This window comes from Pseudomonas sp. GW821-FHT09C08, from assembly GCF_059418125.1.
Genome location: NZ_JBWKPG010000003.1, coordinates 395,806 through 412,135, shown reverse-complemented (window position 1 = coordinate 412,135; position 16,330 = coordinate 395,806). Strand labels below are relative to the sequence as shown.

Below are 16,330 nucleotides of genomic sequence, written 5' to 3'. Positions count from 1 at the left end.
GTTAGATCAGGGTTTTGCCATGGCGCACGAAGGTCGGCTTGACCACTCGAACCGGGTACCACTTGCCGCGGATTTCCACTTCGGCCCGATCGGCTGTCGCCGTCGGTACACGCGCCAGGGCAATGGATTTGCTCAGCGTAGGAGAGAAACTACCACTGGTGATCTCTCCTTCGCCAACATTGGCGATACGAACCACCTGATGAGCGCGTAAAACCCCGCGTTCTTCAAGCACCAGCCCGACCAGTTTGAACTGCACACCCGCCGCCAGTTCAGCTTCCAGCGCGGCGCGCCCGATGAACTCGCGTTCGGCCGGCTCCCAGGCAATGCTCCAGGCCATGTTGGCCGCCAGCGGCGAAACGTCCTGGTGGATATCCTGGCCGTACAGGTTCATGCCGGCTTCCAGGCGCAGCGTATCGCGGGCGCCAAGGCCGATGGGTGAAATACCGGCACCCACCAGGTCATTGAAGAAACCCGGGGCCTGATCGGCAGGCAGCACAATTTCCAGGCCGTCTTCACCGGTATAACCGGTGCGGGCGATAAACCAGTCGCCATCGGCCTGGCCTTCGAAGGGCTTGAGCTGGTGGATCAGGGTGGCGCGCGCCTGGGTCACCAGTTCGGCGATCTTCTGCCGGGCGTGCGGGCCTTGAATGGCCAGCATGGCCAACTCGGGGCGCTCATGCAGCTGCACCGGGTAGCTGCCCAACTGCGCCTGCATCCAGGCCATGTCCTGGTCGCGGGTGGCAGCATTGACCACCAGGCGATAGCCGGTTTCGGTACGGTAGACGATCATGTCGTCCACCACTCCGCCCTGCTCATTGAGCATGGCGCTGTAGAGCGCACGGCCGCAGCCATGCAAACGATCGACATCATTGGCCAGCAGGTGCTGGAGCCATTCCTTGGCCTGGGGGCCGGTGACATCGATCACGGTCATATGAGATACATCAAACACCCCGCAGTCGCGTCGCACCTGATGGTGTTCTTCAACTTGCGAGCCGTAGTGCAGAGGCATATCCCAACCGCCAAAATCGACCATTTTCGCGCCTAGGGCGAGATGCAGGTCATACAGAGGCGTACGCTGTCCCATGGGTTTCTCCTTCCGGGCGTGGCGAAGGTGCGCAGCGTTGCCGTCCGCGCTGGACACCTTGATTTACAAGGCCTGCAGCCACGCACAGCGACTCGATCCGAAAGACGGACCGCACCGAATGCCGCGCATTGTAGCCTCAAGCCGTAGGACTGGCACCTAACCGATTTGCCGGGCAGAGCGTCGGATCAGCCCGATCACCGGCAGCAAGCCCACCAACACCAGGGTCAAGGCCGGTAATGACGCCCGCGCCCACTCCCCTTCGCTGGTCATTTCGAAAATCCGCACGGCCAGGGTGTCCCAGCCAAAAGGCCGCATCAGCAGGGTTGCCGGCATTTCCTTGAGCACATCGACAAATACCAGCAGCGCCGCGCTCAATGTCCCGGGCAGCAACAGCGGCAGATACACTTTGCAAAACAGTCGTGGGCCACTCACCCCGAGACTGCGCGCCGCCTCCGGCAGGGACGGGCGGATGCGTGCCAGGCTGTTTTCCAGCGGACCATAGGCCACCGCCAGGAAACGCACCAGATACGCCAGCACCAGCGCCGACAGGCTGCCCAACAGCAAGGGCTTGCCTGTGCCGCCGAGCCATGTCGACAGCGGCACCACCAGCTCACGGTCCAGGTAACTGAACGCCAGCATGATCGACACAGCCAGCACCGAGCCCGGCAGGGCGTAGCCGACGTTGGCCAGGCTGATGCCGGAGCGAATCGCCCGGGTCGGCGCCAGGCGGTTGGCGAACGCCAATAGCAACGCCACGCTGACGGTGATCAGCGCCGCGATGCCGCCCAGGTAGAGGGTATGCACGATCAGGCCTGAATAACGTTCATCCAGGTCGAAGCGGCCACGCTGCCAGAACCAGGCGACCAGTTGCAGCATTGGAATCACAAAGGCACAGGCAAACACCAGGCCACACCAACTGCTGGCCGCAACCGCCTTGAACCCTCGCAAGTGATACAGGGCTTTACCCCGTGGTCGTTCATTGCCTGGGCGGCTGGCACCCCGTGCGCGCCGCTCGCCATACAGCACCAGCATCACCACCAGCAGCAACAGGCTGGCCAGCTGCGCCGCGCTGGATAGACTGAAAAAGCCGTACCAGGTCTTGTAGATGGCGGTGGTGAAGGTGTCGAAGTTGAACACCGAGACCGCGCCGAAATCCGCCAGGGTCTCCATCAACGCCAGCGCCACACCCGCGCCAATCGCCGGCCGCGCCATGGGCAAAGCGACACGCCAGAACGCTTGCCAGGGCGACTGCCCCAGCACCCGCGCGGCTTCCATCAGGCCTTTGCCCTGGGCCAGAAACGCGGTGCGCGCCAGCAGGTACACGTAGGGATAGAACACCAGCACCAACACAATGATCACGCCGCTGGTTGATCGAACTCGCGGCAGGCGCAAGCCGGTGCCAAACCATTCGCGCAGCAGGGTTTGCACCGGGCCGGCGAAGTCCAGCAAGCCGACGAACACAAACGCAAGCACATAAGCTGGAATGGCGAAGGGCAACATCAACGCCCAATCCAGCCAGCGCCTGCCGGGGAATTCGCAGAGGCTGGTCAGCCAGGCCAGGCTCACGCCCAACAGGGTGACGCCGACGCCAACCCCCAGCACCAGGGTCAGGGTGTTGCCCAAGAGGCGGGGCATCTGGGTTTCCCACAGATGGGACCAGATTTGCGCATCGATGCTTTGCCAGGACAGCAACAGTACGCTCAGCGGCAGCAGCACCAGGGCAGCGACGGTGAAGACCGGCAGGTACCAGCGGCGTTGGGCGGGGTGGGCCAAGGGTGATTCTCGGTGGAGGAACAGCTTGAAATCGCCGCACATTAGTGTGGGAGCTGGCTTGCCTGCGATGCAGGCACCTTGATGTATCAGTGATACCCAGGTGATGCAATCGCAGGCAAGCCAGCTCCCACATTTGATCTGCGGTGCTTTTAGGTCGGGCTCAGTTCCAACCCGCCCGATCCATCAAACGAATCGCCTCGGCCTGGCGCTTGCCCGCGACTTCAACCGGCAAGGTGTCGGCGACGAACTTGCCCCAGGTCGCCACTTCGGCCGACGGCGGTACCGCCGGGTTGGCCGGGAATTCCTGGTTTACATCGGCAAAGATCTTCTGCGCCTCAGGCGTGGTCATCCACTCCACCAAGGCCTTGGCGGCTTCCGGGTGTGGCGCGTTTTTGGTCAGGCCGATACCCGACAGGTTCACATGCACGCCACGGTCGCCCTGGTTTGGCCAGAACAGCTTCACCGCGAGCGCCGGGTTCTGCTTGTGCAGGCGGCCGTAATAGTAGGTGTTGACGATACCCACGTCGCACTGGCCGGCGTTGATCGCCTCCAGTACCGCGATGTCGTCCGAGAACACATCGGTGGACAGGTTGTTGACCCAGCCCTTGACGATTTCTTCGGTCTTGGCCGCACCATGGGTTTCGATCAGGGTCGCGGTCAGCGACTGGTTGTAGACCTTCTTCGCCGTGCGCAGGCACAGGCGGCCTTCCCATTGCTTGTCGGCCAAGGCCTCATAAGTGGTCAGGTCACCCGGTTTGACCCGGTCGGTTGAATAGGCAATGGTCCGTGCGCGCAGGCTCAAACCGGTCCAGGCGTGGTTTGAGGAGCGGTATTGCAGGGGGATGTTCTTGTCGATTACCGCGGAGGTGAACGGCTGCAGGATGCCCATTTGCTCGGCCTGCCAGAGGTTGCCGGCGTCGACGGTCAGCAACAGGTCGGCGGTGGCGTTCTCGCCCTCGGCCTTGATGCGCTGCATCAGCGGGGCTTCCTTGTCGGTAATGAACTTCACCTTTACACCGGTCTTCTGGGTGTAGGCGTCGAACACCGGCTTGATCAGTTCGTCGATGCGCGAGGAGTAGACCACGACTTCATCGGCGGCCTGCACGGTGGTGCTGCCGACAAGGGTGAGTGCCAGGGCAGTCAGGAGGCGCTTGGGTGCCAACATGGGTGCGGTCTCTCATTTGCAAAAAGAAGGCAAATGATAAGGACTCACATTTGGTGGCGCTTGGCGGAGGCGTTACCAGATGTTGCACGAGGCTCGCCTCGTCGCCGGCAAGCCGGCGCCTACACAGATCGCGTTGAGCTCATGGCTTGGCCAGTTCCGGGAGATCGCCGGTCAGGCCCAACGCCTGGCGCACAAACACCGCCTTGGCTTCCGGCATCTGGTCGACCAGCTTCAAGCCCGCATTGCGCAACCAGCGCAACGGCAGTTGGTCGGCCTGGAACAGGCGCTCAAAGCCCTCCATCGCCGCCATCAGTGCCAGGTTGTGGGGCATGCGCCGACGTTCGTAGCGGCTCAGCACTTTCACATCGGCCAGGCGCTCGCCGCGCTCGGTCGCCGACAACAGCACCTCGGCCAGCACCGCCGCGTCGAGAAAGCCCAGGTTCACGCCCTGCCCCGCCAACGGGTGGATCACGTGGGCCGCATCGCCGATCAGCGCCAGGCCTTCGGCCACATAGCGCTTGGCGTGACGCTGACGCAATGGCACGCAGACGCGCGGGTCGGCGCTGATCACCGTGCCGAGTCGTCCCTCAAAGGCGCGCTCGAGTTCACGGCAAAAGCTTTCGTCATCCAGCGCCATCAAGCGTTCGGATTCTGTCGGTGTGGTCGACCAGACAATCGAGCACCAATCTTCCTGGCCATCGCGCGCCAGCGGCAAGAACGCCAGCGGGCCGGTGTCGGTAAAGCGTTGCCACGCCGTGCGCTGGTGCGGTTGGCTGCTGCGCACGCTGGTGACGATAGCGTTATGCAGGTAATCCCATTCGCGGGTCGCGGTGCCGGTCAGGCGGCGTACCGCGGAGTTGGCGCCATCGGCGGCCACCACCAGCGGCGCGCGCAGCTTGCGACCGTCGGCCAGGGTCAGCAGCCAGTCGTCGCCGGAGCGGCGCATCTGTTCCAGGCGCGCATTGGCCAACAGGCCCAGGTCGCAGTCGTGCAAGCGATCGAGCAAGGCATCCTGCACCACGCGGTTCTCGACGATGTGCCCGAGCACCTCGGCATGCACGCTGGCCGCCGAAAAGTGGATCTGCCCGGTGCCGCTGCCATCCCACACCTGCATCTCGCCGTAAGGGCTGGCACGTCGCGAGACGATGCCGTCCCACACACCCAGGCGCTCAAGGATGCGCTGGCTGGCGGTCGACAAGGCGCTCACCCGTGGCTCGAAGGCCGCTTCGGGGTCATACGGCTTGACGCTCAGCGGGCTGCCATCCAGCAGCAGCACCTGCAGGCCACTGCCTTGCAACGCCAGCGCCAGGGCGCTTCCGACCATTCCGGCCCCGACAATCAGCACATCTGCGCGCATGTCCATGCTTTAAGCCTGTCTCGCTGGCGGCTTGCGCCGCACGTAAAGGGTTTTGCCGACCCGCGCCACGAGGGTGCCGGAGCCGTCATGAATCTGCACTTTGAGATGCGGCAGGTACTTCTCGCCACCCTCGGTCTGTCGACGAATCTCATCGAGCAAGGCGTCGTCGATGGAAAACTCGGCATACACCGGGCCCTTGCCCGGCGAGACAAAGTCGATGCTCGCGGCCTTGTCCCAGAAGATATAGTCGCGGCCCAGGTTTTCCATCAACAGCAGCATGTAGAACGGGTCGACCATCGAATACAGGCTGCCGCCAAACTGCGTGCCCACGTAATTGCGGTTGTACCAGCCCAGGCCCATGCGCACCTTGGCATGCCGAAAGTCGTCACTGAGCACCTGCACGCGCACGCCCGCGCCGAGGTACGGCGGGTACAGGGTCAAGAACCAGCGCAGCAGCCGCGCCTTGCCCACGCGCCGGGTCAGCCAGCTACGCATTGGGACGCGTGCCCAGGCCCATGGCCTGACGGGCGAACCAGCGCTTGGCCGGGGGCAACAGATCCAGCCCCAGCAGCCCCATATTACGGCCCAGCGCGACCAACGGCTGCGCACTGCCAAACAGCCGCGTGACCTGGTCGGAGAAGCCCACGGTAAGTTGCTGGTCGAGGCGCTGGCGCTCGCGATAGCCTTGCAGGGTCGCCAGGTCACCCGGCACCGCCGGCCCGGCCAACAGCGCCTCGGCCAAGGCATTCGCATCACGCAGGGACAGGTTGAACCCCTGCCCGGCAATCGGATGCAGGCTATGGGCGGCGTTGCCGAGGATCGCCAGGTGCGAGCGTACTTGCTCTTCGGCTTCCACCAGGGTCAGCGGATACAGATGCCGCGCGCCCACTTGCTTCAGGGTACCCAGGCGGTAGCCGAACACACCCTGCAGTTCGCTCAGGAAACTGCGCTCATCAAGGTTGGCAAGGCGCTGTGCGTCCATGCCGATGCGGGTCCAGACCAGCGCGCAGCGGTTGTCCGGCAGCGGCAGCAAGGCCATCGGGCCTTCATCGGTAAAGCGCTCGAACGCTTCGCCGTTATGGGCTTCGCTCGGGGTGATGTTGGCGATCAGCGCGCTCTGGTTGTAGGGGCGGGTTTTCACGCCGATGCCCAGTTGCTCGCGCAAGCCGGAGCGGCCGCCATCGGCCAGCACCGCCAGGTCGCACTCAAGCACGGTTTCATCATTGAGCGTCAGGCGATAGCCATCCGGCAGCGGTTCCATGCGCGTGACTTCCGCCGGGCAGCGCCAGCTCACCACGTCTTTGTCCAGGCCCTGCCACAGGCATTGGCCCAGCCAGGCGTTTTCCACCACGTAGCCGAGGGCCGGGACCCCCTCCTCCATGGCGGACAGGCGTGCGGTGGAGAACCGCCCACGGTCCGACACATGAATCTGCTTGATCGGCTCGGCGCGGCGGGAAATGTCCTGCCAGATGCCCAGCCGCTGATAGATCTGCCGGGCCCCGAACGACAGCGCCGAAGAGCGCGCATCGTAGCTTGGCTGATAGCTGTCGCCCGGCGCGAAGGGCTCGATCAGCACGATCTTCCAGCCCCGCGCCTTGGCCCCGGCCTGCAATGCCAGCGCCAGGCTGGCACCCACCAGGCCGCCACCGATAATCGCCAGGTTGACCCGGCTCATCGGGCAGCCGCCATCAGTGCTTCAATCTCGGCGACAGCCTTGGGCACGCCGCCGGTCAGAATTTCACAGCCTTGCTTGGTCACCACCACGTCGTCCTCGATACGTACGCCAATGCCACGCCATTTCTTCGCCACGGCCTGGTTATCCGGTGAAATATAGATGCCCGGTTCCACGGTCAACGCCATGCCAACTTCCAGCACGCGCCATTCGCCGCCCACCTTGTACTCGCCCACGTCATGCACATCCATGCCCAGCCAGTGGCCGGCGCGGTGCATATAGAACGGTTTGTAGGCTTCGCTGGCGATCAATTCGTCGACGTCACCCTGCAGCAGTCCCAGCTTTACCAGCCCCGCGGTGATGACTTGCACCGTTGCCTCGTGGGCCTGGTTCCAGTGTTTGTTCGGCGCGATCTCGGCAAAGGCGGCTTCCTGGGAGGCCAGCACAATCTCGTAGATCGCCCTCTGTTCCGGGGAAAACTTGCCATTGACCGGCCAGGTGCGCGTGATGTCGCTGGCGTAGCAATCGATCTCGCAACCAGCGTCGATCAGCACCAGGTCGCCGTCCTTGAGCACCGCATCATTCTGCTGGTAATGCAGGATGCAGCTGTTGCGTCCGGCGGCGACGATGGAGCCATAGGCCGGCATCTTCGCGCCGCCCTTGCGAAATTCGTAATCCAGCTCGGCTTCCAGGCTGAACTCGTGCAGGCCGGCACGGCTGGCTTGCATCGCCTTCACGTGGGCGGCGCAGGAGATTCGCGCGGCCTCGCGCATCACCTTCACTTCTGCCGCCGATTTATACAGGCGCATGTCGTGAAGCAGATGATCCAGGGCAACAAACTCGTTCGGCGGCTGGGCGCCCAGGTGCGCTTTAGAGCGGATCACGTTGATCCACTCCATCAGGTGCCGGTCGAATTCGGCATTGCTGCCCATGGCCGAATACACCCGGTCGCGACCTTCGATCAGGCCGGGCAGGATGTCGTCGATATCGGTGATGGGGAAGGCATCGTCGGCGCCGAAGTCACGCACCGCGCCTTCGGTGCCGGCGCGCAGGCCGTCCCACAGTTCGCGTTCGGCATTGCGTTCGCGGCAGAACAGCACGTACTCGCCATGCTGGCGACCGGGCATCAGCACGATCACCGCTTCGGGCTCGGGAAAACCGCTGAGGTACTGGAAGTCGCTGTCCTGGCGATAGACATGCTCGACATCGCGATTGCGAATGGCCACGGCGGCGGCCGGCAGGATCGCGATGCTGTTGGGTTCCATCTGCGCCATGAGCGCCTTGCGGCGCCGGGTGTATTCCGCTTTGGGGATATGGATCATGGGCAGAGGGGTGTCCTTTCTTAGTGCAGCGACGGCTTGGGGGCGGCCGGTTCAGCGGACTTCTTGGTCTCGGTGAACAGCAGCAGCGGCGCGACGCGCAGGTATTCCATGACTTCCATGTAGTCGCTTTCGCCGTCTTCGGACTCTTCCAGGGCGTCTTGCACCTGGGAGATGGCCGCCAGGTCCTGCAGCACTTCCTGGGCATCGGTGCTCAGGTCCAGGCCGCCGGCATTCACGCCGAAGCCGTGCAGGAAACCCTGGCACCATTGGCCCAGTGCGGCAGCACGGTCGGCGAGTGGCGCGTCATCGGTCGGCAGCAGCAGGACCACGGTGACGTCATCACCGGTCAATTCGCCCTTGACCATCTCTTGCAGGCCGATCAGCGCGTTACGCACGTTTTCGGTCGGTTCGGTTTCCAGCAGCTCGGCCACGTCGGCCAGCCAGTTGTCGGCATCGAAGCCCACGCCGGTGCAGCTGCGACCGAGCAACACGCCGTGCAGTTCGGCAGGCGAGCAAGGGTGGCCGCTGGAGCTCAGCAGTTTGGAAAAAGCGTCGTACGGGGAGTTCTGAATGGGCATGGTGAGCTAGGCGCCAGACGGCGCAATGTCTAGAATGGAGCGCTGTATCCTAGCACCGGCAGACGTACCAAGACTATCAAGGGCGTCAGATCGTTTATCCTGCAGTTGCCATTCATCAGACAAATCCAGTGGAACCCAATGGAAGACACCGACCTGCAAGCGCTGATGGCCAGACTCGAATTGCTAATTACTCGGGTCGAGCAACTTAAGAGTCAAAACGGACTCCTATTAGCTCAGGAAAAGACCTGGCGCGAGGAACGCGCTCACCTCATTGAAAAAAACGAAATCGCCCGGCGTAAGGTCGAATCGATGATTTCGCGCCTGAAGGCCCTGGAGCAAGACTCATGAGTTCAAGCAATAGCGTCACCGTGCAGATCCTCGACAAAGAGTATTCGATCATCTGCCCGCAGGAAGAGCGCAACAACCTGGTGAGCGCCGCCCGCTACCTGGACGGCAAGATGCGTGAGATCCGCAGCAGCGGCAAAGTCATCGGCGCCGATCGCATCGCCGTGATGGCCGCGCTGAACATCACCCACGATTTGCTGCATAAGCAGGAACGCCCTGACGTGCAGGCCAGCGGCTCGACGCGCGAGCAGGTGCGTGACCTGCTGGAACGTGTTGATCTGGTGCTTTCCAGCGATTCAGACGCACCCAAGGGCTGATTGCCGAGACGGTTTAGGGTATACTCGCCCCACTCCCTGGCGTGTTTGCCAGTCGGCGATGTCCCTGAGCCGATTCGCACTACCCTGGAAGTTGCACGTTGGGCTGGTGTGCATGTCCGCTAGACGGAAAGCCTTAAAGCCTACTGCTTCTTCCACCTTGAACTTTCGGGTTCAAGGGCTAAGTCGACAGCGGCTCTGTCGGGGAGCCTGAATTCCAAAATCAATGCCAGTCCCAGGACTGGCATTGTTTTATGAGCCGAAAAACCATGACCGAACCTGCGCCGCTTTCTCGTCCGCAACTTCGACGCATGTTGCGCAACGCCCGCCGCGCCCTCACGCCGAGCGAGCAGCGCCGGGCCGCCCAAGGCCTGTATCGGCAACTGGCACAGCACCCGCTGTTTCGCCGGGCCAAACATATTTCCTTGTACCTGCCGACGGACGGTGAAATCGATCCGCGCCCGCTGCTGCGTGCCGCACAGCGCCGGGGCAAGGCCACGTACCTGCCGGTGCTCAGCGCCTGGCCACGGACCAAGATGGTGTTCCAGCGCGTGCGGCCTGGGGAGAAACTCTTGCCCAACCGTTTTCGCATCCTTGAGCCCCGGGTCAATCTCAGCCGGCAACGCAAGGTCTGGGCGCTGGACCTGGTGCTGCTGCCGTTGGTGGGATTCGACGACGCGGGCGGACGCCTGGGCATGGGCGGTGGTTTCTACGACCGCAGCCTGGCCTATCTGGCTCGCCGCCAAAGCTGGCGCAAGCCGACGCTGCTGGGCCTGGCCCATGAATGTCAGAAAGTCGAACGACTGGTGCAGGCGAGCTGGGACGTGCCGTTGGCGGGCACTGTCAGTGACAAGGGATGGTATATCGCACAGGCGCCACTGGAGTCAGCGGCGCCTTGAAAGAAGGGTTAACGCTTGAACGGCTGTGGCTGCTGTTGAGCCAGTTCAACGGGAGCATCGGTCTTGTTCGACCACAGGCTTTGCGCATACCCGGTGGTCACGACACCCAGACCAAACAAAATCACCAAAATCCATAGTAAATCCGGTTTACGTTGCATCGATTGCCCCCCTTCAGGCACCTCGTACACGATGACAACAACGTTCCAAAGTAGTCCGTTGCAGCTGCGTCAAGCTTAAAATCCCGGCATTCTGCGTTAACGTGAACCAACACGCAAACCTTGGCGCCAACCGACTGTCGGTTTGTCATGGAATTGCCTGACAACTTTCCCAATGCCTGTTTCAGGAGCCCAAAAATGGCCTACTGGCTGATGAAATCCGAGCCCGACGAACTCTCCATCAAAGGCCTGGAAAAGCTTGGCGAAGCCCGCTGGGACGGGGTGCGCAACTACCAGGCGAGAAATTTCCTGCGCGCCATGGCGGTGGGTGACCAATTCTTCTTCTACCACTCCAGTTGCCCCGAGCCAGGCATCGCCGGCATCGGCAAAATCGTTGCGGCGGCGTACCCGGATCCCACCGCACTGGAACCCGACAGCCACTATTTCGACGCCAAGGCCAGCGCCGAGAAAAATCCGTGGAGTGCGATCAACGTCGCCCATGTCGAAACGTTTGCCAACGTGCTGGGCCTTGGCTACTTGAAGCAACAGGCCGCACTTGCCGAACTGCCGCTGGTGCAAAAAGGCAGCCGCCTCTCGGTGATGCCGGTCACTGCCGAGCAATGGTCGGCGATACTCGCACTGCGCTGATAGAGCAGAACCCTGCGGTCACGTTCCCGGCGCATGCATCTGCACGGTAACCGGGTTAGGCTTGCGCTTCATTTGACCGGTATCAAGGCCCGCTGAGGCAACACCGGTCAAACTAGGACGCTAACGCCGCAGGATGCACCCATGTCGACGAACCACCGCACCTCCCAGCTATTTGCCACGTTGCTGATCCTGTTACTGGTCGCCGCCGGCGGCTTCGGTTACTGGAAGTCCACCCAGGACCGCCTGCCCGAAGGCCTGAGCATGGGTAACGGCCGCCTGGAATCCACTGAAGTGCAGATCGCCGCGAAGATCCCCGGGCGCCTCGCCGAAGTGCGGGTGGATGAAGGCGACAAAGTGCTCAAGGGCCAACTGCTGGCCCGCATGGACACCCGCACTCTGGAGGCCCAGCGCGCCCAGGCTGAAGCCGAGGTGCTGCGCGCCAGGGAAAACTTCGCCGCCGCCGAGGCCAATGTGCAACTGCGCCAGAGCGAGCAATTGCTCGCCAACCAGGAACTCAAGCGGACCCAGGAGTTGTACAAGCGCGGCTTCGCCAGCAGCCAGTTGATCGATCAACAGCAGGCACGCCAGAACACCGGCAATGCTGCCGTGATTGCCGCGCAAGCCCAGGTCAATTCGGTGAAAGCCGCGATTGGCGCCGCCCAGGCCCAGGTCGCCCAGCTCACCAGCGAAATCGATGACAGCAGCCTGCGCGCGCCCATCGACGGGATTATCCAGCTGCGCCTGGCCGAGCCCGGTGAAGTGCTTGGCGCCGGGGGGCGCGTGCTGTTGCTGATCGATCCGCAGGACCAGTACATGAACCTCTACCTGCCCGCCTCCGTCACCGGGCGCCTGACCGTCGGCAGTGAGGCGCGCGTGCTGCTCGACGCCCTGCCCGATCAGCCGCTGCCGGCCAAGATCAGCTTTGTCGCGGCCAAATCCCAGTTCACCCCCAAGGAAGTCGAAACCCGCGACGAACGCCAGAAACTGGTGTTTCGCGTCAAACTGCGCCTGACCGAACCCAGCGCCGTGCCGCAAGCCAAGCCCGGCATGCCCGGCGCTGGCTATGTGCGTACGGCGGATATCGACTGGCCGGCCAACCTGCAATGACCGGCCTGGCGCTGCACGCGACCGGGATCAACCACCGCTACGGCAAACAACAGGCACTGCTGGACATCGCCTTCAGCCTGCCCGCAGGCACTCGCTGCGGGCTGATCGGCCCGGATGGCGCGGGCAAGTCGAGCCTGCTGGGGCTGATCGCCGGGGTCAAGAAACTGCAGGACGGCCAGTTGGAAGTGCTCGGCGGCTCCATCGCCGATCGTCGTCATCGCAACAGCCTCTACCCGCGCATCGCGTTCATGCCCCAGGGCCTGGGCGGCAACCTGTATCCCGAACTGTCGATCAGCGAGAACATTCGCTTCTTCGCGACATTGTTCGGCCTGTCGAAAGCCGATTGCGACCAGCGCATGCACAACCTGCTGCTGGCCACCGACCTCGCCCGTTTCGCCGAGCGCCCTGCCGGCAAGCTTTCCGGTGGGATGAAACAGAAGCTCGGCCTGTGCTGTGCACTGATCCACGACCCGGACCTGTTGATCCTCGACGAACCCACCACCGGCGTCGACCCGCTGTCGCGCCGGCGCTTCTGGGAACTGGTGGAAACCGTGCGCAGAGAGCGCCCGCAACTGACATTGCTGGTGGCCACGGCCTACATGGAAGAGGCCGAGCAGTTCGAACATTGCCTGATGCTCGACCGTGGCAAGCTGATCGCCGATGGCCTGAGCCGGGACCTGGCGGCGACGACACCCAGCGGCAAACTGGATGAAGCCTTTACGCACTTCCAGGGCGACAGCGCCCACAACAACCAGCCACTGGTGATCCCGCCGAGGGAAAACGCCAACACTGATATCGCCATCGAAGCCCACGACCTGACCCTGCGCTTTGGGGATTTCACTGCGGTGAACAAGGTCAGCTTCGCGATTGGGCGGGGAGAGATTTTCGGCTTCCTCGGCTCCAACGGATGTGGCAAGACCACCACCATGAAAGTCCTCACTGGGCTGATGCCAGCCACTGAAGGCAGTGCCATGCTGCTGGGCAATCCGGTGAATGCCAAGGACCTGGCCACCCGCAAGCGTGTGGGCTTCATGTCGCAGAGTTTCTCGCTGTACGGCGAACTCAGCGTGCGCCAGAACCTGGTGTTGCACGCGCAATTGTTCGACCTGCCCAAGGCCGACAGCGGCCCGCGCATCGATGAGCTGATCCAGCGCTTCGACCTCGGTGACGTCGCCGAGCAGCCGTCCGGCGAGCTGCCTCTGGGCCTGCGCCAGCGTTTGTCCTTGGCAGTGGCGGTGCTGCACCGCCCGGAAGTGCTGATCCTCGATGAACCGACCTCGGGCGTCGACCCGGCAGCGCGGGATGATTTCTGGCGGCTGTTGGTCGAGCTGTCGCGCGAACAAGGCGTGACGATTTTCCTGTCCACCCACTTTATGAACGAAGCCCAGCGCTGCGATCGCATCTCCTTGATGCATGCGGGCAAGGTGCTGGCCTGTGATACGCCGGACGCGCTGCAGCGGCAGTTCCACGGCGACACCTTGGAAGCCGCATTCGTCACCTGCCTGGAGCAAGCCCAAGGCGAAGCCGAACCCACCGCGCCCGCGCAAACCGTCAGCGAAACCAGCACGCCGCCGGTCAGCAAGCGCGGTTTCAGCCTCTCGCGTCTGTTGGCGGTGGCGAGTCGTGAAGGCAAGGAGCTGCTGCGCGACAAGGTGCGCATGGCGTTCGCCCTGCTTGGGGCGATGTTCATGATGGTGATCTTCGGCTACGGCATTTCCCTGGACGTGGAAAATCTCGCCTTCGCCGTCTACGACCAGGACCAGACGCCGCAAAGCCGCGCCTACCTGGAAGCCTTTCGCAGCTCGCGCTATTTCGCCGAACAACCCGCCATCCGCGACGCCACCGAGTTGCACCGGCGCCTGCAACGTTCGGAAATCAAACTGGCCCTGGAAATCCCGCCGGGTTTCGGGCGCGACCTCTACGCCGGTCGCCAACCCACGGTGGCTGCATGGCTCGACGGTGGCATGCCGTTTCGGGCGGAAACCAGCCGTAACTACGTGGAAGCGGTGCACCAGGGCAATCTCCAGCAACTGGCCGAACTGAGCAGCCTGCCCCGCAGCAGCCAGGCTGCCGTCAAACTCGAAACACGCTTTCGCTATAACCAGGACGTGGTCAGCGTGAATGCCATCGGTCCTGGAGTGATGGCACTGATCCTGGCGTTTATTCCGGCAATGCTCACCGCCCTGGGCATCGTGCGGGAGAAGGAACTGGGCTCGATCACCAACTTCTACGCCACACCGCTGACCCGCCTGGAATTCCTGCTCGGCAAACAGGCGCCGTACCTTGCGGTGAGCCTGGTCAACCTGGCGCTGTTGGTGGCGATGAACCGCTGGCTGTTCGGCGTGCCATTCAAGGGCAGCGGCCTGACCCTGGCATTCGGCGGCCTGCTGTACGTGCTCGCCACCACCAGCATGGGCCTGCTGATTTCTGCATTCACCCGCACCCAGATCGCCGCGATCCTCGGCACGATGATTATCACCAGCCTGCCGACCATCCAGTTCTCCGGCCTGATCGTGCCGCGCTCGTCCCTGGAAGGTGCGGCCGCCCTGATGGGCACGCTGTTTCCGGCCGGGCACTTCCTGGATATTGCCGTGGGCACCTTCACCAAAGCCCTCGACCTGCGCCAGTTGTGGCCGCAGTGCCTGGCGCTGTTCGGGTTTTTCGTCGGGTTCACCGGGCTGAGCCTGGTCATGCTCAAGAAGCAGGAGGCCTGATGCACACGCTCTCTCACATCCTGCGCCTGGGCCTCAAGGAACTCACCAGCCTGCGTCACGACAGCGTGCTGCTGCTGTTTCTGTTCTACGCCTTTACCGTGGCCATCTACATGCCCGCCGCCGGCTCGGTGATTGGCGTGCACAACGCCAGCGTGGCATTTGTCGATGAAGACCACAGTGCACTTTCACGGCAGATGGCCGAAGCCCTGCAACCACCGGAGTTCCAGACGCCTGCGCCGCTGGCCTACAACCAGTTGGACAAGGTCATGGACAGCGGTGAATACACCTTCGTGATCAACGTGCCGGCAAACTTCCAGGCCGACCTGTTGGCCGGTCGCCAGCCAGGCGTGCAGGTGAATGTCGACGCCACGGCGATGAGCCAGGCATTCATGGGCGCGGGCTACATCGGGCGGATTTTCCAGCGCGAATTGCTCAACTACAGCGGTCAAACCGATGCTGCGAGCAAGACGCCCGCCCTGCTGACCACCCGGGCGCTGTTCAACACCAACCTGGAGGGCGGCTGGTTCCTGGCGGTGATCCAGATCGTCAACAACATCACCATCCTCGCCATCGTCCTGACCGGCACCGCACTGCTGCGCGAGCGCGAGCACGGCACCCTTGATCACCTGCTGGTGCTGCCGCTGACGGCGCTGGAAATCATGCTGGCGAAAATCTGGAGCAACATGCTGGTGGTGGTGCTGTGTACCTGGCTGTCGCTGGAGGTGGTGGTCAAAGGCTTGCTCGGCGTGCCGCTGGCCGGATCCCTGAGTCTGTTTCTGTTAGTGACGGCGCTGTACCTGTTTGCCAGCACCGCGCTGGGTATCTTCCTCGCCACCCTGGCCCGCTCGACACCACAGTTCGGCTTGCTGGCGATCCCGGTGATCATCCCGATGCTGTTGCTCTCCGGCGGTAGCACGCCGCTGGACAGCATGCCGGAATGGTTGCAGTGGGTGATGCAGGGCTCGCCTTCGACACACTTTGTAAGCCTGAGCGCGGCGATTCTGTTTCGGGATGCGGGGGTGAGCGTGGTGTGGCCTGACTTGTTGGCGCTGACGGGGATTGGCTTGCTGTTTTTTGCGGTGGCGTTGGCCAGGTTCCGTAAAAGCCTGGCCTCGTAACGTCTATGAGCCGGTTCTCGTGGCGAGCGGGCTTGTTGTGGCGAGCGGGCTTGCCCCGCGTTGGGCTGCGCAGCAGCCC

The 16,330-nt window shown here is 63.1% G+C and carries 16 protein-coding genes and 1 other RNA gene; 8 read left to right on the top strand and 9 right to left on the bottom strand.

The genetic code is table 11. The annotated features are described in order from the left end of the window. Position 1: 1 nt before the first annotated feature. The 8 genes from gcvT to AC07OJ_RS12880 form a co-directional block, all read right to left on the bottom strand. Positions 2-1,084 carry a glycine cleavage system aminomethyltransferase GcvT gene (gcvT, locus tag AC07OJ_RS12915; RefSeq protein ID WP_106802342.1) on the bottom strand — a complete coding sequence of 361 codons (1,083 nt, stop codon included), beginning with the start codon at positions 1,082-1,084 and terminating at the stop codon, positions 2-4. A gap of 156 nt (positions 1,085-1,240) precedes the next feature. After that, entirely contained in the window at positions 1,241-2,857 is a 1,617-nt protein-coding gene (locus AC07OJ_RS12910) for an ABC transporter permease (protein WP_495094616.1), read from the bottom strand. A gap of 160 nt (positions 2,858-3,017) precedes the next feature. Then, positions 3,018-4,022 carry an extracellular solute-binding protein gene (locus AC07OJ_RS12905; RefSeq protein WP_065902336.1) on the bottom strand — a complete coding sequence of 335 codons (1,005 nt, stop codon included), beginning with the start codon at positions 4,020-4,022 and terminating at the stop codon, positions 3,018-3,020. A gap of 139 nt (positions 4,023-4,161) precedes the next feature. Continuing rightward, complete coding sequence (locus AC07OJ_RS12900) at positions 4,162-5,379, bottom strand: 2-octaprenyl-3-methyl-6-methoxy-1,4-benzoquinol hydroxylase (RefSeq protein WP_495094714.1); 1,218 nt, start codon at positions 5,377-5,379, stop codon at positions 4,162-4,164. Positions 5,380-5,388: 9 nt separating this feature from the next. Further along, positions 5,389-5,874: a DUF4442 domain-containing protein gene (locus AC07OJ_RS12895; RefSeq protein WP_495094615.1), complete on the bottom strand. Its 486-nt coding sequence runs from the start codon at positions 5,872-5,874 to the stop codon at positions 5,389-5,391. Then, the gene (ubiH, locus tag AC07OJ_RS12890) at positions 5,867-7,054 is read right to left on the bottom strand and encodes a 2-octaprenyl-6-methoxyphenyl hydroxylase (protein ID WP_065902342.1); all 1,188 of its coding nucleotides are present in this window, start codon (positions 7,052-7,054) and stop codon (positions 5,867-5,869) included. Before ubiH ends, AC07OJ_RS12895 begins: the two co-directional genes overlap by 8 nt. Further along, positions 7,051-8,373, bottom strand: a complete 1,323-nt coding sequence (gene pepP, locus AC07OJ_RS12885; protein WP_065902344.1) for a Xaa-Pro aminopeptidase — start codon at positions 8,371-8,373, stop codon at positions 7,051-7,053. Before pepP ends, ubiH begins: the two co-directional genes overlap by 4 nt. A 20-nt stretch (positions 8,374-8,393) precedes the next feature. Then, the gene (locus AC07OJ_RS12880; RefSeq protein ID WP_065902346.1) at positions 8,394-8,951 is read right to left on the bottom strand and encodes a YecA/YgfB family protein; all 558 of its coding nucleotides are present in this window, start codon (positions 8,949-8,951) and stop codon (positions 8,394-8,396) included. Between the two features lie 138 nt (positions 8,952-9,089). Here AC07OJ_RS12880 and AC07OJ_RS12875 point away from each other — a divergent pair, with 138 nt between their 5' ends. The 4 genes from AC07OJ_RS12875 to AC07OJ_RS12860 all read left to right on the top strand — a co-directional run bounded on the left by AC07OJ_RS12875 (position 9,090) and on the right by AC07OJ_RS12860 (position 10,509). Beyond that, positions 9,090-9,299, top strand: coding sequence for a TIGR02449 family protein (locus AC07OJ_RS12875; RefSeq protein WP_007982902.1), 210 nt, complete (start codon positions 9,090-9,092; stop codon positions 9,297-9,299). Next, positions 9,296-9,613 (top strand): cell division protein ZapA, encoded by a 318-nt coding sequence (locus AC07OJ_RS12870; protein WP_003176812.1) that lies wholly within the window; start codon positions 9,296-9,298, stop codon positions 9,611-9,613. Before AC07OJ_RS12875 ends, AC07OJ_RS12870 begins: the two co-directional genes overlap by 4 nt. Positions 9,614-9,643: 30 nt before the next feature. Beyond that, a non-coding RNA gene (gene ssrS / locus AC07OJ_RS12865) (6S RNA) lies at positions 9,644-9,822 on the top strand. A gap of 57 nt (positions 9,823-9,879) precedes the next feature. Further along, a complete protein-coding gene (locus AC07OJ_RS12860; RefSeq protein ID WP_065902348.1) occupies positions 9,880-10,509 on the top strand; it encodes a 5-formyltetrahydrofolate cyclo-ligase in 630 nt (209 codons plus the stop codon). An 8-nt stretch (positions 10,510-10,517) separates the two neighbouring features. On the opposite strand, the gene AC07OJ_RS12855 is transcribed toward AC07OJ_RS12860, so the two are convergent. Continuing rightward, on the bottom strand, positions 10,518-10,667 hold the full coding sequence (locus AC07OJ_RS12855; RefSeq protein WP_010207387.1) for a hypothetical protein: 150 nt from the start codon (positions 10,665-10,667) through the stop codon (positions 10,518-10,520). A 195-nt stretch (positions 10,668-10,862) separates the two neighbouring features. On the opposite strand from AC07OJ_RS12855, the gene AC07OJ_RS12850 reads away from it, so the two are divergent. From AC07OJ_RS12850 to AC07OJ_RS12835, 4 genes are all read left to right on the top strand, one after another. Next, on the top strand, positions 10,863-11,312 hold the full coding sequence (locus AC07OJ_RS12850; protein ID WP_106802337.1) for an EVE domain-containing protein: 450 nt from the start codon (positions 10,863-10,865) through the stop codon (positions 11,310-11,312). 141 nt (positions 11,313-11,453) lie between these two features. Continuing rightward, positions 11,454-12,419, top strand: coding sequence for an HlyD family secretion protein (locus AC07OJ_RS12845; RefSeq protein ID WP_106802336.1), 966 nt, complete (start codon positions 11,454-11,456; stop codon positions 12,417-12,419). Beyond that, complete coding sequence (rbbA, locus tag AC07OJ_RS12840; RefSeq protein ID WP_495094614.1) at positions 12,416-15,133, top strand: ribosome-associated ATPase/putative transporter RbbA; 2,718 nt, start codon at positions 12,416-12,418, stop codon at positions 15,131-15,133. Before AC07OJ_RS12845 ends, rbbA begins: the two co-directional genes overlap by 4 nt. Further along, positions 15,133-16,251 carry an ABC transporter permease gene (locus tag AC07OJ_RS12835; RefSeq protein ID WP_495094613.1) on the top strand — a complete coding sequence of 373 codons (1,119 nt, stop codon included), beginning with the start codon at positions 15,133-15,135 and terminating at the stop codon, positions 16,249-16,251. Before rbbA ends, AC07OJ_RS12835 begins: the two co-directional genes overlap by 1 nt. Positions 16,252-16,330 lie beyond the last annotated feature (79 nt).